This is a genomic window from Paenibacillus sp. GQ49 (assembly GCF_059759055.1).
This window is the reverse complement of record NZ_JCAXEL010000025.1, coordinates 62,306-81,109: the sequence shown is the minus strand read 5'-3', so window position 1 is coordinate 81,109 and position 18,804 is coordinate 62,306. Positions and strand designations below refer to the sequence as shown.

Here is an 18,804-nt window from a genome sequence, read left to right as displayed (position 1 = left end):
TTGAAGATGGGGAAAACGGTAATCGAGAAAATTTTATCAAACAAATCGAACACGGATGTGACTGCGGGAGATATCGTGATTGCCAATTTGGATTTGGTAATGGCACAGGATGGAAATGCACCCTTGGCAATCAAAATGCTGAAAGAGGAATTTAATACAAATAAAGTTTTTGATAATGAAAAAGTGGTAATGGTGATAGATCATTGTGGCCCAGCACCAAACCAAGGAGCTGCTAACTTGCAGCAGATTATGAGGAGTTTTGCATCAGAAGCGGATATTAAGTTGTTTGATTCTGGCGAAGGTGTGTCCCATGTATTGTTGCCAGAACAAGGGTGGGTTAAGCCTGGTGACTTTGTCATCGGGTCTGATTCTCATACCGTAACCTATGGGGCTCTAAATTGTTTAGGAACCGGAATGGGCTCAACTGACATAACAGTTGGGATGTATACAGGGCAAGCTTGGGTAAGGGTACCTGAAAGTATCAAAATCAATTTAATTGGTATATTACCTCATTCTGCAAGCGCCAAAGACCTTGCTTTAGAGCTGGTTAGACTAATTGGTGTAAGTGGGGCAACAAATATGTGTTTGGAAATAGCAGGTGAAGGGCTGCAGAGCTTAAATATGGATCATCGTTTTACAATTTGTAATATGGCCATTGAGATGGGGGGCAAATGTGCAATTATGCCTCTTGATGAAGTGTGTCAAGATTATCTCCATAAAAGATTAGGCCACCAATTAAGTGGCATTTGGTCTGACAGTGATGCAGATTACGTCGCAGAACACACGATTGATCTGTCTACTTTGGAGCCATTGGTTGCACTTCCTCATAATCTGGAAAATATAGTGCCTCTAAAAGAGGTTGAAGGTAAACCGGTTAATATATGTTTTCTGGGAACTTGTACGAATGGGCGAATATCTGATATGGAAGCAGCTGCCAATATATTGAAGGGGCAGAAGGTACATTCTGATATTCGTCTCAATATCACTCCAGGGTCTAGAGAAGTTTATAAAAAATCCCTTGAATTGGGCTACATTGAAATTTTCATTGAAGCAGGTGCGGTTATCACTCCTCCAGGATGTGGTGCCTGTATAGGTACACATTTAGGTGTGCCGGGAGACGGGGAGTATGTACTCTCGACAGCCAATCGTAACTTTAAAGGGAGAATGGGGAATGCGAATTCTTTCATTATTTTAGGGTCTCCGGAAACTGTGGCTGCTACTGCCATTAAGGGCTATTTAACAGCAAGTTCGGATGTTGGGAAGGAGTCAGCGGCTTATTATGAATTTTAAAGGGAAGGCTCATTGGTTTGGAGATCATATTAATACCGATGATATTATTGCTGGAAAGTATAAACATGAATCCATTGATCCTGATGTACTTGTGAAACATATAATGGAAAACATTAGACCTCATTTCTATGATGAGATTACTTCTGGAGATTTTATTGTGGCTGGCGAAAATTTCGGTTGTGGCTCTTCCAGAGAACAAGCTCCCATTATTATCAAACATGCGGGGATTACGGCTGTGATTGCAAAGTCATTTGCCAGGATCTTTTACAGAAACGCAATCAATATCGGATTGCTTCTCATTACTTGTGATACTTCTAAAATCAGAGAACATGATCAAATTGTATACGATCCTGAAAACAGGACGCTAACTGTTGTGGAACGATATTTACATATAAAAACCCCGGCGCTTCCTCGAGAGATTCTTGATATTTCAAAAAGTGGAGGGCTATTAAACTACATCAAAAAAAATGGAGGCTTTTATGCATAGATCAATTGATGGGGTTTTAATTAAAGGGGACGGAATTGGAACTGAACTAATAAATGCTACTACTGAAATATTATCTGCGTTAACTACGGTCTCATTCAACTGGGAGGAGCATCACGCTGGTCTGGAGTATTATGAAAAGCATAATGAAATTGTACCGGAAGAGACCTTGAGAGCAATTAAGAGTAAAGGTATTGCGCTCAAGGGTCCGTTCACAACCTATGCAGGGAAAGGGCAAAGAAGCGCAAATTGGGTCATACGCAGGGAACTTGATTTGTATGTATGCATGAGACCTATCGTTTCTCATCATAGAGAGATTGATATTTTATTAATTCGTGAAAATACAGAAGATTTATATGGTGCTATAGAATGGGAGGCAGGTGATGCAGCCTATGCTGTTAAAGTTGCAACTGCGGCTGGCTGTAAGCGAATAGCCTCCTATGCATTTAAAAAAGCTTATGAAAAAAAGCGAAATAAAGTAACAATAGCTCATAAAGCAAATAATCTAAAAAAAACGGAAGGCATGTTTCTGGAAACAGCACAACGTATAGGGGAACAGTATTCTTTATTGCAGACGGAGGATCAATTAATTGACAGTCTGACAGCAGATTTGGTGATGCATCCTGAAAATTATGACGTTATCCTGACAACAAATACGTTCGGAGATATACTTTCGAGTTTAGGAGCCGGGTTGTTGGGGAGTCATGCATTAGTACCAAGTGCAAGTATTAATCGTGATATTGTTTTAGTTGAAGCCGCACATGGAAGTGCACCGGAACTAAAGGGGAAGAACATAGCCAATCCAACAGGTTTAATTCTTGCAAGTGCTCTTTTGTTAGAAGAAATTGAACTGCATGAGGAAGCCAAAATGATAAGGCTAGCTATTGAAAATGTTTCAAAAAAAAACATCACGACATTTGATAGTGGGGGACAAGCTTCCACAATGGAATTTGCACAAGAAATCAAAAAAGAAATTAAGGAAATGAGTCTTTATGCATGAGTCGAATATGATTGGACTTCCAGGTCAGCATATGGAAGGTATGTTTTCTGATTTTAGTCGTGACCCTGACTTTAGAAATGCAGTTATTACCCGCTTTATCTCTACCTTTTTTAACACATTTGATGATGTAAAGGGAGCTGTATGTACTCTTTGTGTTGCAGCAGGAGACTATTTGAACTCCAATGTTGGTCCAGTCGACGCCATGAAATTTTTGGAAGTGCACGAAGTGATTCATAAAGGACATGTTATATGTGTAAATACATGTGTTGTTCCACACACCAGAATGAATATTATGAACGTTGTAGTAAGTTTCAAAAAGAATATGCCAGCGGAGTACATCGTTGATTTGTTTCAAGAAAAGTTAAATTCAGTTATCGTACCTGAACCTTTTAGTCTGGATGATACTGCGAAATTCTTCGAGTTTTTTAGGGATAACTCCGAGTATGGCTATACTTCAAATTATATTTTTTTGTTCACAAGCACGATTACCACCCTTTCTGATCATACAGTCAGTTTCTGGATTGCTATTGATAATCAATACTTATTAATTAATCGTAAATGAGGCAACAGTATAATGAAAAAAACTAAAGTCGGGATTGTTGGTTATGGCACGATTGGAAAAAGAGTTGCGGAGGCTGTCAGACTTCAAGATGACATGGAACTGGTAGGTGTCGTGTTTAGAAGATTAAATACTAATGCTCTTACTGCTCAAATTCAAGGCATTCCTATATATTTAAGTGATATTAATTTAAATGATGATTTCCTTCAAGTGGATATTGAACCACTGGGAGATATTAAAGATCTCTTAGAAAATGTAAGTATTATTGTGGATTGTACACCCAGAGGACAAGCCGAGAAGAACTTACTTTTATACCGCGAGTACAACGTTTCCGTTATTCTTCAAGGAGGAGAGAGTGAAAGGCTGGGTGTGACCTACAATTCTTTTATCAACACCACTGATGTTAAAAATGAAACATTGATCAGAGTTGCGAGCTGCAACACTACAGGTATAGTGAGGATTTTACATGCGTTATTACAAGTGTTTGATATAAAACATGTATTTGTCACCCTGGTGAGATGCGGCACAGATCCGGATAAAAGCTCAAAAGGGATAGTTAATGGATTGTCCATAACTACAGACAAGTCTCACCATGCTAATGATGTAAATCTCTTGCTTCCTGATATAGAGATATATACGAAGGCGGTTGCTGCACCCATGACGCATGGACATCTTCTTATATTCTCTATTGATATCGATAGAGAATATCATTCAGAAGGTGTAAAAAAGAGATTTGCAGAGCATCCCAGAATTCAACTGCTGCCTCAAAAATATAGTCAGAGTACTTCGAGCATTGAACAATCTTATTCTCATAGAAAGAGAGGGGATCGACCATTTGTAATTATACTTGAAGACTCTATTGAAGTTGTAGGTCAGAAATTATACTTTATGGCCTCTATTCATATGGAATCCATTGTGGTCCCGGAAACGATCGACTCCATTAGGGCGAAATTTTCAAATTTGATGGCAGAAGAAATCATCTATAAGACAGATAAGGCCCTGGGCATTAATAAAGGAATGGAATCCTACCAAGTGAAATAAGGGAGAGGTGCTTCATATGTACAATAAACAAAAAAAATTGCGAGACGCTTTGTATTCCCGGAATATTGTGAAAGTTGTCGGAGCTCATGATGCTTTGTCCGCTATCATTGGTGAACAAGTTGGTTTTGATGCTATTTGGGCTAGTGGACTGGGAATTTCAGCAACTCATGGCGTACCTGATGCGAGCATTCTTAATATGACAGAATTTTTAGAGGCAGCTGAAGTTATGGATAAAGCAACCAGTATACCGGTAATAGCTGATTGTGATACTGGTTTTGGTGAAGTGAATAATGTTAAAAGGATGATTACCGAGTACGAGAGAAGAGGGATTGCTGCCGTTTGTATAGAAGACAAGCTTTTCCCTAAGAGAAACAGTTTTTTAGCGGGCGGCCAACATCTTGCGGATATTGACGAGTTTTCTACCAAAATTGAGGTTGCTAAACGCACACAACGTACAGAAGATTTTATGGTCATTGCCCGACTTGAATCGTTTATTGCAGGAACTGGTTTGGAAGATGCGTTGAGAAGGGCAAGATCGTATACAGATGCTGGGGCGGACGCTCTTTTAGTACATTCCAAATCCAAGGATACAGAAGAGGTTTTCTCATTTTCTTCTCGATGGCAACAAGAAAACAGAAACGTTCCTCTAATCGTTGTACCGACTACCTATTGTAGTGTTGAGATAGAGGAACTCGTTCGGCATCACTACAGTATGGTGATTTATGCTAATCAGGCATTAAGGGCTTCCGTGAGCTCTATACAAAATGTATTGAGTAATATCATTGAATCGGGTACGAGTAGGTACATCGAGGATGAAGTGGCGGAAGTGAAAAAGGTTTTTAACCTTATAGGTACAGATGACTTAAATCAAACTCAGCAATGGTATGAAGGGCGTCTTGTAGAATACAGGGAAAGTGGTGTGGAAATACCAAGATGATTAAAAAATATGACTGGGATGCGTTCGAACAAGACATGGATCGTATTTGTCACAAGATGGGTGATACGGAATGGGATTTGATCATAGGGATTGCAAGAGGGGGATTGCCATTAGCTGTAGCGTTATCTCACAGATTCAATTGCAAAAATTTTGGAGTTGTTGTTGCGAGAAAAACGAATAGTGAGGATGCTTTTGATTTGGATTCAACTATGAAAGTGATTGCTGAGCCTGCTCTTCCTGAATTGAAGCAAGTTTACAATGTGCTTATCGTTGATGATATTGTTGCACTTGGCGATGGATTTTCTATAGTTGAGAACCTTATCATTAATAAGTATGGGGACAATATTAATGTTCAGTTTGTGTCATTGTTTGCAGATTTCGAACAAATTAAACAAGATAAATACAGCGGAATTATAAGTCGCATGTTTTCTCCTAATCCTATTAACAATAAATTAGTTTGGGTGGAATTTCCTTGGGAGAGAGAAGGTGTGACTCATGTTTAAAGTGTGGCTAGGCCCGGCGTCTACTCATCTCGCAGATAAATTGAACCAATATCCAAATATTCATCAATTAAAAAGCAGCATCCGTTTTTTCCCTGATGGGGAATCCTGCATCAAACTTGAAGAAGATATAACAAATGAAGATGTCATTATCATTCAAAATACCAGTCCACCTCAAGATGAGAATCTTCGCCACTTGTTTCAGATGGTTGATGTTCTAAGGTTTAATAGAGCAAGGACTATAACTTGCATTGTTCCTTATCTGGCCTACTCTAGACAAGACAGAAGAACACATCCGGGCGAGCCTTTCTCTTTGGAAATAGTAGTAAAGATATTGGAATTATTAGGAGTAAACACATTGGTCACTTTTGAGCTTCATAATTCGAATATTAATGTTGAAACGCATGTAGAAATTATAAATATAAGTACAGACGATTTATTCGTCGATTGGATTCGTGGAATAGAGATCGAACGACCGATTTTGATTTGCCCGGATAAAGGAAGCCGAAATCGTATTCAGAAAATTGCAGGTATTCTAGATATTCCATTTCTTGCTTTAAACAAATATAAGAACCTGAATGGGGAGACATGGTATGAAAACGAGGTGGAGGTAGAAGGAACCACAGCAATCATAATAGACGATCTATGTTCCTCTGGCTCAACTCTCATTCCCTTATGTCAGCATTTAATGAGCAATGGTGCTTCTCGTATTAAGTATGGTGTCACTCATTTCTTTGCAGACTCTTCTTATATTCAAGAGAAAGTGGATGCAGATTTAGAGATTTATTGTACAGATACTATTCCTTCCTGTCAGAGTTCTGTTAGTATAGAAAAATTAATTTATTCATTTATAACACTTGAAAGAAGTGATGTGCTGTGAAAATTGGTCCTTCTATAATGTGTGCGAACCCGCTAAAACTTCAAGACGAATTAGATGCTGTAGCAGCAGCAGACTGGTTGCATATCGATATTATGGACGGCCATCTTGTTCCTAATTTCACCTTCGGAATAGAAGCAACTCAAAGAATTATAAACTATACCCCTCTGAAATGTGAAATTCATCTAATGAGTGATAAGCCGTTTGAACATTTAGATCTCTTTATTAGTTTAGCACCCGACATAATTACTATTCACCCCGAGGTCATCCATGACCCTCTAAGAGTTATTTATAAAATAAAGAGTGCTGGAATAAAGGCCGGTATCGCCATTAATCCTAGCATATCTCTAAATAATTTGAGTGAACTCCTTAGAGAAGTGGACCAATTTATTATTATGGGCGTAAATCCAGGCTTTATTGGTCAAAAATTATTAAAGCCTTCATTGACAAAAGCATTACATTTAGCAAACATTCTTAAACATCAGAATTTAAACCAAGATATTATACTGGATGGTGGAGTGAAGTTGGATAATCTCCATGTAATTTACGAGAGTCAGGTCGACGGGATTGTAGTTGGAACAGGTATTTTTCATCATAGTGGCGGAACAGAAGAGGCTGTTAAACAATTCAAACAAACAACTAGAAATCTACATAAGACCTTAACTTAAAAAGGAGAAGGGAAATGAAAATCGTATTAGCAACATGGAACAAGTCGAAAAAGCAGTGGTTAAGTAAGGGGCTGAAATCATTAAATTTCCCAGTATTCACCTTAGAGAATTATCATCATACGGATATTAGTGATGTTGAGGAAACCGGGGATACGTGTGAGGACAATGCTTTATTGAAAGTACAAGCGATCCCTAACGATGGTGAATCAATCATTATTGGTGAAGACTCGGGGCTCTTTGTGAATGCGTTGAATGGTTTTCCAGGTGTTAAAACTGCAAGATGGATGGAAGGTACGGATGATGACAGAGCGGAGCAAATCGTAACGAAAATGAATAATGAAAGCAATAGAGAGGCGTATTTTCAAAGTGCAATTGCGGCGATTTTTCCCAACGGTCAATCTGTTGTAGTGGAGGCTAAACTGCATGGAGAGATAACAACTGAAAAAAGAGGAGATAAAGATTCAGGATATTCTCAAATTTTCGAGCTCTCCAGCGGGAAAACCATAGCCGAAATGGAACCTGGTGAATTTGAACAAAATGACCACAGGCGAATGGCTATTGAGAAGCTAAAAGCAATGATAGAAGGGAATGCGTATGCAGCCAAATCTGAATATTAGTAACAAAGTAAGAGGAATTGCGATCCTGACCGGAGTCGCCGTGTTGGGAGATGCGATGCTCTTTGTTGTTCTTCCTATTTATTGGAAGGAATTTGGATTAAGTGCTGTATGGCAGATTGGTCTTCTACTTTCAATTAACCGTCTAATTCGACTTCCCGTTAATCCTCTTGTTGGGTTGTTTTATAAGCACTTTCAGTTGAGGACTGGAGTGCTGTTGGCTTTAGGTATTGCTATAGTTACAACAGCGTCCTATGGCTTGCTACAGGAGTTTTGGAGCCTGTTGATTATGCGTGCTTGCTGGGGAGTTGGATGGTCACTCCTTCGACTTGGAGGTTTCCTGAGTATTGTAAATATAACGGATGATACGAACAGAGGCAAGTATATCGGCCTTTATAATGGTTTGTGGGGGCTTGGTTCTCTTGCAGGTATGTTAAGTGGGGGGATACTTGTAGACCAGACATCCGTTTTATTTGTAACTACGTTATTCTCAGTCATTGGTTTGTGCTTTTTTCCATTTATCTGGTTATTCATTCCTCAACAGGACAACCATCAGGAACAGGCTAACGCTCATTTAACAGGTACTCGCATACGATCTCCTTATTTTGTTCTCGTCTTGATAACTGGAGGAAGTGTAGGCTTGGTTATTTTCGGCCTGTTTTCTTCCACTTTAAGCCCGTTGATTGGACGGATTTATGCAGGTGACTGGAGCTTCCTTACACTGGTTATTGGGGCAGCAACCCTTACTGGGATGATTCAAGCGATAAGATGGGGATGGGAGCCTTTTGTGGCACCATTCTTCGGGAAGAAAATCGATTCCAGTCGTTCCAAACATCCCTTGCTACTGATTCCTTTATTTCTAGCGGGGTGTCTATTTATTGTTTTAGGGAATCTCCAATCCATCGGTCTTCTTCTTATGTTTTTATTGATTTTCCAAATAAGTTCTACTTTATTGGTAACTGCCACAGATACCTTTGCTGCTAATAATGCAGCGGCACAGACAGATCGAGTAAAGGCAATGACATTATATACTATTTTTGTTGATGTTGGCGCAGCTTTGGGACCATTACTATCCTATATAATTATGAGTGTGTATGAGGTTTCAATTGTTTATTTTATTGCAGGAGGCCTTTTACTTGTCATTTCACTTGTATGGCTTATATTTATGAGATCCAATCCATTCTCACATCATTCCTCTGCTGTTTCAACTGCTTATACGGCTAAAAAAGAGTGATGTATTCACATAAGTTCTAGTTGTAGCAAATATCAGGAGGTCAAATACATGAATGGGAAATCAGGATCGTGTACACCAAAAGGCATTTGGGTACATGATCCTTTTTTTGTAACCTACGGACACTCTACTAATCCAGCAATGCGACAATCGAATTAATGGACTGCTGAGCCCACTTTGCAAAAGGCAGGTCGGCTGCCCATGTCACTTGTCCTGTCGCTTTGGCTTCCCCCCACCACAAGATACGTTGATAGAGCAGATGCATGCTGAGACGTGTGCGGAAGTGTTGGCATTTCTCCTCATCTGCGGCACAGACCAGATCCCGGTAGCAGCGAAGGAACTGTGCGGCCAGTTCTGGTTGCCCCTCACGAACATACCTGGTGGATATTTTGGTTAGGTCGGCTGTTCCGTCTCCGAAATAGGCCGTTGTAAAATCGAACAGACCACTAATCTGCCACCCTGAAGATCGACCGTCCAGATGTTGAATCAGAATATTCTCGACCTTGAAGTCTCCCATAACAAAACACGGAACAGCCCTTGACCGAAATGCCGGTTCAGCATTCTTGAATTGCTCGTCCACCCACTGAACATCTTCATCCGTAATCACCGAGTACTGTTCAGCATCATGTAACCAGTGACGAATGGTTCCGTACAACCAGTCCAGATAATCGCCTGCAAAGGATACAATCTGCTGCGCTACAGGGTCATATTCCCCGGCATCAGGCACCTTCCAGCGGTGCAATTCAGCCAGAGTATGGGCAAACATACAGGCGATCTCTTCCTGATCTTGCTGTGACAGTGAAGCCTGGAATGCTGGATCATACAGGTGATTCCCGGGCAGGCGGGGCATTATGGCATAACTCCAGCCTAGCAGATGGGTATCTTCATGTAATAAATATGGATCAGGGACAGGAATGGACGTATGTTTTGCCAGTTGTTCTACAAAGAACTTTTCTTCCTGTAACTGTCCTGCATATAAAGGATTGCCTTTCAGAATATATTCTCCACGGGAAGAGCGAATGAGCAGTGTCTGACCCATAACCCCTTTATCTGTTCGTCGATAATCTTCAAGGGTTCCCAGGTCAAACTCATTCAGCGCATCCTGCAATGAAACTGCGGCCACTTCGCCAAGTTGATTGGAACCAAAATATATACGTGTTGTCATATGGCCGGACCCTCCTGGATATTAGTCCTCATTCTCTTCGTCAGACAGGTCATACGTATCCTCATCGACCAATCCACGGATGAAAGCTTCAAAATTCGGCGCAAGATATGTAATCTCATAATCATTTTCCTGATCTACATGAACTACACAGGGTTCACCTTCAGGGCCGCAGAAGCGATAATCCAGCATAACAACATCATGACCAGCGGATGGACAATCACAGATTACAATCCCCAAGTCGGGGTATCCCCAATCCTCGATCATGAACCGACTTCCCAGCTCACCAGCGAGTGCGTATATTTTATCGTGTCCAATTCCCATAATGCTTGAAATGGCAATGTGATCCTCAGCCCAGGAAGTCGCTTCTTTGGTGGGAAATACAGTGAGCGCAGGGATACCGCCGTTTTGCGTATTCATCAGTTGTATATAGGAAGCGGGCAGTTTGTAACCCAATTCCTTCTCAATAGACACAATTTCTTCTTCATCAAAAGGTTCTGATACATGATTGTCCTGCGCATAATCACTCTGTACCCAGAACATTGCGGGATCATAAGTCCCTGAAGCGGCTCTTAGATGGTTCTGTGTACCGCTCTGCTCGAATGCGGCAAGCTCCTCTTCATGACGCTGGCGATCTTGACGCATCTTGTCCGCTTCGGGACGAATCTCGCGAAGGAATTCAAGGGTAGATTCATCATGGGGCAGAAGTTCATCAGCTCTCTCAAAAGCCAGTAATGCCTGTTCATAACTCGCTATATGACAGTATGCATAACCCAAACGGTATTGCCAGAGCGGGTCGTTTACCCCTTGCTCCTCGACAGACAACAGTTGTTTAATGGCTTCGCGGTAACGTGCATCATTGTTATAGGCTCTGGCGAGTTGACCAATCAGATCATAATCCCGCTCTGAGACGGGGATTCGTTCAATATGTTCAATAATGAGACTGAATTGGTCCTGCTCATGCCACAAGTTGATTTGTTCCAGCAGTTCTCTTTCCATGAATAGGCCTCACTTCCGTAGGAGGGGTATGAATCTCTTTCATTATATCTCCAGAGTTTAAGAGGAGAAATTAAAAAAAAGTAAAGTTTTTAAATAATATATTGACTGTAAATAATCACTTATTGATAACAGTGTTTTTTGATTAATAGTATATAATTCTATTTGACGGTTATTTTTAACTATGCTAAGTTTAAAGAATAATTAGGAACAACTCATGATGTATAAGAGAATTTATTATTTGGATCAAAGAACAAGCATCTGTGTAGTATATTTTCTTGATATGTTGAATATAATAAAGGACTAAAGAAGGGTAGTGTTTTTATGCATCCATTACTCGAAAGGAAAAAAGGTATTATGAGAAAGTTCGACGAGGTTCCAATGGAAGTGGAACTTAAAGGACAACTACGTATTATAAACGTACCTCATATTAGACATGATTTCTCATCGGCAGGATTTGATTACACCGTACGATCAAGCGTAGAGGCAAAGTTAGCTGATATTTACGAATATATGCTACACAATGGCTTAAAAGAATTTGATTATAAGCAATATGAGATAATTGAATAAGCAGCCCTATCTATTTGATGGGTTGCTTATTTTTTTGTGATTTATGATATCTCCAATTGTAAATCCTGGGTCTTTTTTTGAAGGACCGCCTTTAGAGAGTACGATCGTGATAATAACAATTGTATCTTTAAAAGCCAGAGACATTTCTATGGGTTTGTTGTTGTATGTTGTTAGGAAAGTGTATGTTAGGGTCCGTCTTGCCTTCCATTGAGCTTTTTTTACCTGATTTGCGTCAATAATAGCTTGAGCTAGTTTAATTAATTTAGTTCTATTAAGCGGGGTATCAGAGTCATGCCCCTCAAGTCTATAATTCACACGTTTTTTAGCGTGTGGAAGAACTTCAATAACATCATTATCAACTATTTCACTTGCTGTGAGGCCAGAGATACAGTTATTTTTAAAATTCAAAATAGTAGATTTCTGAGTTGGGGTAAGAGAAATGTTAATACCATTTTCTGCTTTTAACCACTCTTCTTGAGTTTTTTTGGGTGATGATTTGAATATTTCTCTCAATTGGCTGTTTTCAAGTTCAATAATATCCTCAAAAACAACTTCTTCTCCATTTTTTAATGGAATGGTTACTGGCTTTTCCTGACCCATAAGAAACGCCCCTCTGTTAGTTGTTTTCTATCTTTTGTGGTTTATACTTTTAGCGCTTTCAAACCACGGATATATTCTCTGAAACTTAACTGTGCACGCCTCTAGTGAGTAATCACTCCGTATAGATAAGTTTTCTCTTTTTATGAATAATTGTTGTAGTGAATTATAAAAAATATCAAATTGATACTATTCACATGAAAAAAGCGGATGATTATCCTTATTCAAGGGATGAACATCCGCTTTTATATAAGAGCAGGAGTACCTTTATATTTAGCTGACCTTACAAATCGTCAAATCCGTTATCGTCGCCAACTTTACCGTAGTTACGGGATTTAGCTTCGAAGAAGTCGGTTTTGGTTGCATTCAATGCTTCATCGGAGAATGGCTTAATCCAAGGCATGCAGTTTACATCCACACCTTCATATGCTTTTTCCATACCCATCAGACGCAGACGTTTGTTGGCGATGTACTTGATGTAATCTTCCAACTCGTTCAGGTCAATACCGCGCACGTTGCTGAGTGTGTAATGTGCCCAGTTGGTTTCAAGCTCAACAGCACGATGGATGGTTGTGTATACGTAGTCCATGTTCTCAGGTGTATTCAGTTCAGGGAAGTCCACCAGCAACTGTTTGTACACTTCAGCGAAGAAGTAACAGTGTTGATTTTCGTCACGCTGGATATACGAGATCATCTGGCTGGTTGCCATCATTTTCTGGTCACGGGCCAGATTGTAGAAGAAGGCAAACGTACTATAGAAGAAGATACCTTCGAGTACCAGATCGGCTACCATAGCCTGGAAGAACGTCTGTGGAGACGGCTCGTCCCGGAAAGTTTGGTAGATGTCTGCGATGAAACGGTTGCGGTCAAGCAGGACTGGATCATGTTTCCAGTATTCAAAAATTTCCTTTTGCTCCCGATCAGATACGATCGAAGACAGGACGTAGGAGTAGGATTGGTTATGAACAACTTCCTGTTGTCCGATAATGGCCGAGATCGCTTCGAGTGAAGAATCGGTAAAGTAACGTTTTACATCACCAACAAACATCGTCTGCATGGAATCAAGTACAGCGAGCAGGGAGATGTTGATTTTGAATGTACGTTGTTCTTCCTCGTCCAGTTGAGCAAACTGGGAAGCATCTTTGGACATTGGAATCTCGTCTGCGATCCAGTGGTTAAGCAGCAGTACTTTGTACAATTTGTACATATGAGGCATGCGAATGTCGTTCCAGTTCAGGATACCGGAGCATTCACCTTCAATAATACGGGTTGATTGGTTAGGGGCTTCGGTGTTGAAAATTTTCTGTACTTGCATTGTTCCGTTCACTCCTTGAAATTTCATAATGTTCTGCCGACAGAACTTTGGGGAATCATCTATATCAACGTCTTGCGATGCTGTGATCGTGTTTTAGGCAAAAAAGAACCAGGGCAACGCCATTTTGCAATCAAAACAGGATGCCCTGGTGGTCACCTCGAATCTAGTAAATCTTCTCTATCATGGATAAAGCGTAAATTGCGCAAAAATCAAGATTCTTCAATCGTTAATGCACGGCTACGAACATAATAAGTTGATTTCATGCCGGCTCTCCAGGCGTGCAGATGCAATTCCAGGAATTCTGTTGCTTTAATATCTGGTCGAACGTAGAAGTTGAAACTTTGTCCCTGATCGACGTGGCGCTGACGGGCAGCCGCCATATTAATGGAAGCATGTTGATCCACCTGGAACGCCGTTTGGTAATAAGGGCTTGTTTTTTCGGACAGATCCGGAGCCGGATTGGCAATTTTGTAAGTTGTTTTCTCTTCATAAGATAACAGCTCATAGAGCGGATCAATACTAGCCGTTGAACCAGCAATAATGGACGTGGAACCGTTAGGTGCAATGGCGAACAACCAGGCATTACGTACACCGTTTTGTCGTACTTCGGCTTGTAGTTCTTTCCACTGTTCGGTTGTCACGAACTCGCCTACGCGCTCACCTGATGTGTACTCGCGTTGATCGAAGTAATGACCACTTTCCCAATCGGAACCTTTGAATTTCGGATAATGTCCTTTTTCTTTGGACAGCTCCATACTGGATTTCACAAGCAGGTAGTTAATTTTTTCATACAGATTATCGTTATACGCTACAGCTTCGTCAGACTCCCAATGAATGCCTTCGAGAGCAAGCAGGTGGTGAAGTCCAAACGTTCCCAGACCGACTGCGCGATATTGGCTGTTGGTATATTGAGCTTGCAGCACTTCAATATTGTTAATGTCGATAACGTTGTCCAGCATGCGCACCTGAATTGGAATGAGACGTTCCAATACATTATGAGGTATAGCACGTGCCAGATGGATGGAGTTCAGGTTACAGACAACAAAGTCGCCAGGCACTTTGGAAATCACGATGCGAGTTTGTCCATCCTTGGTTACGAGTTCTTCCTTTTCAATCACAGTGGCAGACTGGTTCTGCATAATTTCGGTACACAGGTTGGAGGAGTATACCATACCGTGTGCACGGTTAGGATTCGAGCGGTTAACCGTATCCCGGTAGAACATGTATGGCGTACCTGTCTCCAGTTGGGATTTCAGTACGCGCTTCATGATGTCAATCGCCTGTACTGTAATCCGGGACAGCAGTGGGTGATTCACTGCTTCTTCGTATTTATCACGGAACGCACCTTCGCCAAAGGACTCATCATAGAAATCTTCCAGTCCGAGTGCACGACCATTCTCGTCCTTCCAGCCCATCACTTTCTTTGTTTCGTGCGGACAGAACAGGCTCCATTCGCCACGAGTGGATACCCGCTCCATGAACAAGTCAGGCAGACAGATGCCGTGGAATACGTCATGCGCACGCATACGCTCGTCGCCGTTGTTCAGCTTCAGATCGAGGAAGGCCAGAATGTCTTTGTGGAAGACGTCCAAGTACACGGCAATAGCACCTTTACGCGTACCGAGCTGGTCTACGCTGACCGCTGTATTATTCAGTTGGCGAATCCAAGGGATTACACCGGAACTTGTATTTTGGTGACCACGGATATCCGATCCACGAGCTCTGACTTTGCCGAGGTAAACGCCGATGCCGCCACCCATTTTGCTCAGACGAGCTACATCCGTGTTGGAATCGAAGATACCTTCGAGTGAGTCGTCCACCGTATCAATGAAGCAGCTGGAGAGCTGACCGGCTACTTTTTTACCTGCATTGGACATCGTAGGAGTAGCTGCGGTCATATACATGTTGCTCATTGCCCAGTATGCTTCCTTGACGAGATCCATACGTTTCTCGGCAGGCTCTTGGTGCATTAGGAACATGGCGATAACCATATAACGCTCTTGCGGCAATTCCATTACTTTTCCATCAAAATCGTGTGCGAGGTAACGTTCTGCCAGTGTGAGCAAGCCGATGTAATCGAAGAGCAGGTCGTTGCGGTAGTCAATGCACTCAGCAAGTTCGTCGATCTGTTCTTTGGTGTAACATTCCAGCAGTTCTTCACGGTAGATGCCTTTTTTCACGAGATCTACAAGAAGGGGGTGGAATGCGCCATAAGGCTCGTCCGGGTAAGACTTGTATCTGCGGTTGGTAGCCGCTTTTTTGTACAGGGAAGTGAGCAGGGAGCGTGCCGCTGCAAATTTCCAATTAGGCTCCTCTTTAGTTACCAATTCCAGTGCGCTCATGATAAAAGCGTTGCTGATTTCGTCTCCGGTAACTTCATCACGGCGGAGCTTGCTGTTTACCCCACGTACCAGACGTTCCTTATCCAGCATTTCCAGTCCTTCCAGAATACGGTCGGCATATACCGAGATGCGCATATCATCAAAGGCAAGCTGGCGGTTGTTCGGCTTGGTCACAACTTGTGGCATGAATATTCCTCGCTTTCGCATGTTTAAGAGATAAATTGGAGAAATTCTTTATATAAAGAATTGAGTGTCTTCTTACGGTGAGAAAAAGAAAATAGGTTACGTTTTGCGGACTGAAACGGCGGTGACAAGTTCATGTCTTAAATCGCTCAACTTGAGGAGCACAAAGCAGCACAATGCAGAACATGCTCATATAAAAAGCATTCTCCCGCCTCGCGGCTGAAAATGCCCATGGATGCTCTGGCTTCCTTACTGTCTTGGAGTTTCGGGATATCGACAGAAAAGAGTGCTTATGTAAGCTTTTGTCTATATGCAGATGTGCCTGTAGTTTAAGGATACCGGATGCAGTCCAAACAGCCCCGTTAACCTCCGTGTCAACTCTGTTTCGAGAAAGCGATTTACACCTACAGGGACGTGCCTTTGGAGGTGATTTCATCCTGTTTTTCGCGAGATTGCAGAAGGTGACTATTAGAAGCGGAGAAATCTAGTGTTACTACATTTTGTAGCTGTCAACATACTGTAACCCAACATATTGTGTTTGTAAAGTGGGCAGAACCAGTAAAACGTAATTCCGAGTATACCATTTAAGCCAGGAATCCGCAAAGGAAAAGGACTGGAAGATTTGAAGATTTATCAAAAAAAATTTTGAACAATTTGAATGACGTCTTCACGTCAGTTTGAATTGTAACACATTCAACTGGTAGAATAATAATAGTCAAAAATCGACTAAAATCAGCGGCAGCGGTTGTTCACGGGGCCCAGAGGAGGCGGAGCAAAATGGCAATAGCAGAAGTGACTGTAATTCCAATCGGAACGGGTACAACCAGTCTAAGCAGTTATGTGGCGGAGATGCAAAAGGTATTGGAACATCAACGGGGCATTACATATCAGTTAACTTCCATGAGCACCATTATTGAGGGACCACTTAACGATATCTTTACAGCAATTGCGGCTCTACATGAAGCGCCGTTTTTGTCAGGAGCTCAGCGTGTTTCCACATCCGTCAAAATTGACGACCGTCGTGATAAACCGGATGCCTCAAGTATACAGAAGTTACAATCGGTTCAGGATAAACTGACGTCACATCAGGCGAGACCTAACTAATGGATTAGTGTAAACATCCGTATATTCGGTTATTCAGTATGTTATAAGTCATTAATTAAAGCTTAGATTGTGTATATTGTGTAGCTAACGTGAATTTCTGACATTTATAAACTGAAAGACAAAAAAGGACCAGCTTAGCGTTCATAAGCTGGTCCTTTGTGTACACACATTTATCATCAATTAATCTGCAACTACCAATGAGGCTCCAATCAAAGTGGCGTTGGTGTAACCACCGCCAACATTTTCAAAAGAGAAGTTGGTAATTGGTGCACCGATAACCGTGGCATAATCACCATCAAGCAAATCTCCGGTCGTTGCAGGATATAACGCTATAATATCGTTTCCGTTCTCATCCATGACATGAACGATAGAGAAGGTTGCTCCGAGCGAGCTATCTTCCTCAACTGAAATGACTTCACCGCTAACTTGCACGAATTGATCATAATAGTTAGCCACATTTTTATTCAGATGGCGGGTCGTCACATTGGTGTCAACGAGATCCTTCGCCTTTTTGCGGAGTTCTGCTGTGCTGGCAGGGAATACATCGCTATGCTTGCCAAAGAAATCATAGGAAGCCTGCTCCATGAAGGCTGTATCTTCCGTAATGTACGGAGTTAACTCATTAAAGAAATCGGCAGCTGATGCTGTGGCAGATGAATTTCCAGTCGTTGCAGTTGGTGCTGTTTGTTCCAGAGAAGCAGTAATGCTTAGGGAATCAAGAATATCTTTGATCTCATCCTGATTATAAGTTTCCTTGGCGTAGGTTAACGTCATGGTATAGAGTTCTGTATTGGTCGGAATCAGATACTGCACAAGGATAACATCTGTACCAGAGGAATGCTTATAGGATCCTTCCAAGACACCAGCGCTATATTCTTTATAAGGCTTGTTCGTGTAGCTGGTTTTTGTATAATCGGAAATGCCGATGCTTGAACCGTTTTGTGTGTAATAATCAACTATATTATTGGCGTATTCTTCAGGATTGATTGAACCGCTTGAGCTGGCCTCAATCGTCAGATTCATATTATCTGCAAATGTGGCTGATGAAGATTGGTTTGAAAAAGCAGCTTTAATGGATGGAGCATTCATTTGACTTGTATCTACGCTTTTCCAGGATTCAGGATATGCAAAAGAAAATCCTTCTCCACTATATGTAGTGTATTTCGTAGCTTTTGCTTCTGTTGAGACAATAAAGATTTCAGTATTCATAATTACTAAAAAGGTAATTTATTTGTATTTAACAAGTTAAAAGCTAATAATATACCGTATGGGTATCCATTTTGAGCGATAGTACATACATTTGGTTGATATAACCGTAGGATTTATGTATGACT

19 protein-coding genes are annotated in these 18,804 nt (G+C 41.2%); 13 read left to right on the top strand and 6 right to left on the bottom strand.

From position 1 onward, the window contains the following. The first annotated feature begins 6 nt into the window (after positions 1 to 6). Genes AC6CIF_RS28430 through AC6CIF_RS28380 form a run of 11 tightly spaced genes read left to right on the top strand, consistent with a single transcriptional unit; the run spans position 7 to position 9,204 of the window. A complete protein-coding gene (locus AC6CIF_RS28430; protein WP_076215629.1) occupies positions 7 to 1,290 on the top strand; it encodes a 3-isopropylmalate dehydratase large subunit in 1,284 nt (427 codons plus the stop codon). Continuing rightward, the gene (locus AC6CIF_RS28425; RefSeq protein WP_498202412.1) at positions 1,280 to 1,777 is read left to right on the top strand and encodes a LeuD/DmdB family oxidoreductase small subunit; all 498 of its coding nucleotides are present in this window, start codon (positions 1,280 to 1,282) and stop codon (positions 1,775 to 1,777) included. The genes AC6CIF_RS28430 and AC6CIF_RS28425 overlap by 11 nt, the downstream gene beginning before the upstream one ends. Next, positions 1,770 to 2,774 carry an isocitrate/isopropylmalate family dehydrogenase gene (locus AC6CIF_RS28420; protein WP_076215624.1) on the top strand — a complete coding sequence of 335 codons (1,005 nt, stop codon included), beginning with the start codon at positions 1,770 to 1,772 and terminating at the stop codon, positions 2,772 to 2,774. Before AC6CIF_RS28425 ends, AC6CIF_RS28420 begins: the two co-directional genes overlap by 8 nt. Continuing rightward, positions 2,767 to 3,336 (top strand): hypothetical protein, encoded by a 570-nt coding sequence (locus AC6CIF_RS28415; protein ID WP_498202411.1) that lies wholly within the window; start codon positions 2,767 to 2,769, stop codon positions 3,334 to 3,336. Before AC6CIF_RS28420 ends, AC6CIF_RS28415 begins: the two co-directional genes overlap by 8 nt. A 12-nt stretch (positions 3,337 to 3,348) precedes the next feature. Then, the gene (locus tag AC6CIF_RS28410) at positions 3,349 to 4,374 is read left to right on the top strand and encodes a type II glyceraldehyde-3-phosphate dehydrogenase (RefSeq protein ID WP_076215620.1); all 1,026 of its coding nucleotides are present in this window, start codon (positions 3,349 to 3,351) and stop codon (positions 4,372 to 4,374) included. A gap of 16 nt (positions 4,375 to 4,390) precedes the next feature. Continuing rightward, entirely contained in the window at positions 4,391 to 5,311 is a 921-nt protein-coding gene (gene aepX / locus AC6CIF_RS28405) for a phosphoenolpyruvate mutase (RefSeq protein ID WP_076215617.1), read from the top strand. Further along, positions 5,308 to 5,814, top strand: coding sequence for a phosphoribosyltransferase (locus AC6CIF_RS28400; protein ID WP_076215614.1), 507 nt, complete (start codon positions 5,308 to 5,310; stop codon positions 5,812 to 5,814). Before aepX ends, AC6CIF_RS28400 begins: the two co-directional genes overlap by 4 nt. Continuing rightward, the gene (locus AC6CIF_RS28395) at positions 5,807 to 6,691 is read left to right on the top strand and encodes a ribose-phosphate diphosphokinase (RefSeq protein WP_076215612.1); all 885 of its coding nucleotides are present in this window, start codon (positions 5,807 to 5,809) and stop codon (positions 6,689 to 6,691) included. The genes AC6CIF_RS28400 and AC6CIF_RS28395 overlap by 8 nt, the downstream gene beginning before the upstream one ends. Next, positions 6,688 to 7,356, top strand: a complete 669-nt coding sequence (locus AC6CIF_RS28390) for a ribulose-phosphate 3-epimerase (protein ID WP_083657325.1) — start codon at positions 6,688 to 6,690, stop codon at positions 7,354 to 7,356. The genes AC6CIF_RS28395 and AC6CIF_RS28390 overlap by 4 nt, the downstream gene beginning before the upstream one ends. A gap of 14 nt (positions 7,357 to 7,370) precedes the next feature. After that, the gene (locus AC6CIF_RS28385; RefSeq protein WP_498202410.1) at positions 7,371 to 7,973 is read left to right on the top strand and encodes a non-canonical purine NTP pyrophosphatase; all 603 of its coding nucleotides are present in this window, start codon (positions 7,371 to 7,373) and stop codon (positions 7,971 to 7,973) included. Further along, positions 7,951 to 9,204, top strand: a complete 1,254-nt coding sequence (locus tag AC6CIF_RS28380; RefSeq protein WP_076215607.1) for an MFS transporter — start codon at positions 7,951 to 7,953, stop codon at positions 9,202 to 9,204. The genes AC6CIF_RS28385 and AC6CIF_RS28380 overlap by 23 nt, the downstream gene beginning before the upstream one ends. Before the next feature lie 127 nt (positions 9,205 to 9,331). Here the strand turns inward: AC6CIF_RS28380 and AC6CIF_RS28375 are convergent, their stop codons facing one another. Beyond that, positions 9,332 to 10,366, bottom strand: coding sequence for a phosphotransferase family protein (locus tag AC6CIF_RS28375; protein ID WP_498202409.1), 1,035 nt, complete (start codon positions 10,364 to 10,366; stop codon positions 9,332 to 9,334). Positions 10,367 to 10,387: 21 nt separating this feature from the next. Continuing rightward, positions 10,388 to 11,362 (bottom strand): SMI1/KNR4 family protein, encoded by a 975-nt coding sequence (locus AC6CIF_RS28370; RefSeq protein WP_498202408.1) that lies wholly within the window; start codon positions 11,360 to 11,362, stop codon positions 10,388 to 10,390. 378 nt (positions 11,363 to 11,740) lie between these two features. On the opposite strand from AC6CIF_RS28370, the gene AC6CIF_RS28365 reads away from it, so the two are divergent. After that, the gene (locus AC6CIF_RS28365; RefSeq protein WP_498202407.1) at positions 11,741 to 11,929 is read left to right on the top strand and encodes a hypothetical protein; all 189 of its coding nucleotides are present in this window, start codon (positions 11,741 to 11,743) and stop codon (positions 11,927 to 11,929) included. 6 nt (positions 11,930 to 11,935) lie between these two features. On the opposite strand, the gene AC6CIF_RS28360 is transcribed toward AC6CIF_RS28365, so the two are convergent. From AC6CIF_RS28360 to AC6CIF_RS28350, 3 genes are all read right to left on the bottom strand, one after another. Further along, positions 11,936 to 12,529, bottom strand: a complete 594-nt coding sequence (locus tag AC6CIF_RS28360) for a hypothetical protein (protein ID WP_498202406.1) — start codon at positions 12,527 to 12,529, stop codon at positions 11,936 to 11,938. Positions 12,530 to 12,809: 280 nt separating this feature from the next. Then, positions 12,810 to 13,841 (bottom strand): ribonucleotide-diphosphate reductase subunit beta, encoded by a 1,032-nt coding sequence (locus AC6CIF_RS28355; protein WP_036607380.1) that lies wholly within the window; start codon positions 13,839 to 13,841, stop codon positions 12,810 to 12,812. 209 nt (positions 13,842 to 14,050) lie between these two features. Continuing rightward, positions 14,051 to 16,369, bottom strand: coding sequence for a ribonucleoside-diphosphate reductase subunit alpha (locus AC6CIF_RS28350; protein ID WP_076215595.1), 2,319 nt, complete (start codon positions 16,367 to 16,369; stop codon positions 14,051 to 14,053). 774 nt (positions 16,370 to 17,143) lie between these two features. On the opposite strand from AC6CIF_RS28350, the gene AC6CIF_RS28345 reads away from it, so the two are divergent. After that, positions 17,144 to 17,470: an MTH1187 family thiamine-binding protein gene (locus AC6CIF_RS28345; RefSeq protein WP_076215593.1), complete on the top strand. Its 327-nt coding sequence runs from the start codon at positions 17,144 to 17,146 to the stop codon at positions 17,468 to 17,470. A 180-nt stretch (positions 17,471 to 17,650) separates the two neighbouring features. Here AC6CIF_RS28345 and AC6CIF_RS28340 read toward each other — a convergent pair whose 3' ends face one another. Then, positions 17,651 to 18,559 carry a hypothetical protein gene (locus AC6CIF_RS28340; RefSeq protein WP_498202405.1) on the bottom strand — a complete coding sequence of 303 codons (909 nt, stop codon included), beginning with the start codon at positions 18,557 to 18,559 and terminating at the stop codon, positions 17,651 to 17,653. Positions 18,560 to 18,804 lie beyond the last annotated feature (245 nt).

Bases quoted from the DNA above. Each gene is read 5' to 3' on its own strand.
- AC6CIF_RS28430 (WP_076215629.1), top strand. From the start codon at position 7: ATGGGGAAAACGGTAATCGAGAAAATTTTATCAAACAAATCGAACACG.
- AC6CIF_RS28425 (WP_498202412.1), top strand. From the start codon at position 1,280: ATGAATTTTAAAGGGAAGGCTCATTGGTTTGGAGATCATATTAATACC.
- AC6CIF_RS28420 (WP_076215624.1), top strand. From the start codon at position 1,770: ATGCATAGATCAATTGATGGGGTTTTAATTAAAGGGGACGGAATTGGA.
- AC6CIF_RS28415 (WP_498202411.1), top strand. From the start codon at position 2,767: ATGCATGAGTCGAATATGATTGGACTTCCAGGTCAGCATATGGAAGGT.
- AC6CIF_RS28410 (WP_076215620.1), top strand. From the start codon at position 3,349: ATGAAAAAAACTAAAGTCGGGATTGTTGGTTATGGCACGATTGGAAAA.
- aepX (WP_076215617.1), top strand. From the start codon at position 4,391: ATGTACAATAAACAAAAAAAATTGCGAGACGCTTTGTATTCCCGGAAT.
- AC6CIF_RS28400 (WP_076215614.1), top strand. From the start codon at position 5,308: ATGATTAAAAAATATGACTGGGATGCGTTCGAACAAGACATGGATCGT.
- AC6CIF_RS28395 (WP_076215612.1), top strand. From the start codon at position 5,807: ATGTTTAAAGTGTGGCTAGGCCCGGCGTCTACTCATCTCGCAGATAAA.
- AC6CIF_RS28385 (WP_498202410.1), top strand. From the start codon at position 7,371: ATGAAAATCGTATTAGCAACATGGAACAAGTCGAAAAAGCAGTGGTTA.
- AC6CIF_RS28380 (WP_076215607.1), top strand. From the start codon at position 7,951: ATGCAGCCAAATCTGAATATTAGTAACAAAGTAAGAGGAATTGCGATC.
- AC6CIF_RS28375 (WP_498202409.1), bottom strand. From the start codon at position 10,366: ATGACAACACGTATATATTTTGGTTCCAATCAACTTGGCGAAGTGGCC.
- AC6CIF_RS28370 (WP_498202408.1), bottom strand. From the start codon at position 11,362: ATGGAAAGAGAACTGCTGGAACAAATCAACTTGTGGCATGAGCAGGAC.
- AC6CIF_RS28365 (WP_498202407.1), top strand. From the start codon at position 11,741: ATGGAAGTGGAACTTAAAGGACAACTACGTATTATAAACGTACCTCAT.
- AC6CIF_RS28360 (WP_498202406.1), bottom strand. From the start codon at position 12,529: ATGGGTCAGGAAAAGCCAGTAACCATTCCATTAAAAAATGGAGAAGAA.
- AC6CIF_RS28355 (WP_036607380.1), bottom strand. From the start codon at position 13,841: ATGCAAGTACAGAAAATTTTCAACACCGAAGCCCCTAACCAATCAACC.
- AC6CIF_RS28350 (WP_076215595.1), bottom strand. From the start codon at position 16,369: ATGCCACAAGTTGTGACCAAGCCGAACAACCGCCAGCTTGCCTTTGAT.
- AC6CIF_RS28345 (WP_076215593.1), top strand. From the start codon at position 17,144: ATGGCAATAGCAGAAGTGACTGTAATTCCAATCGGAACGGGTACAACC.
- AC6CIF_RS28340 (WP_498202405.1), bottom strand. From the start codon at position 18,559: ATGAATGCTCCATCCATTAAAGCTGCTTTTTCAAACCAATCTTCATCA.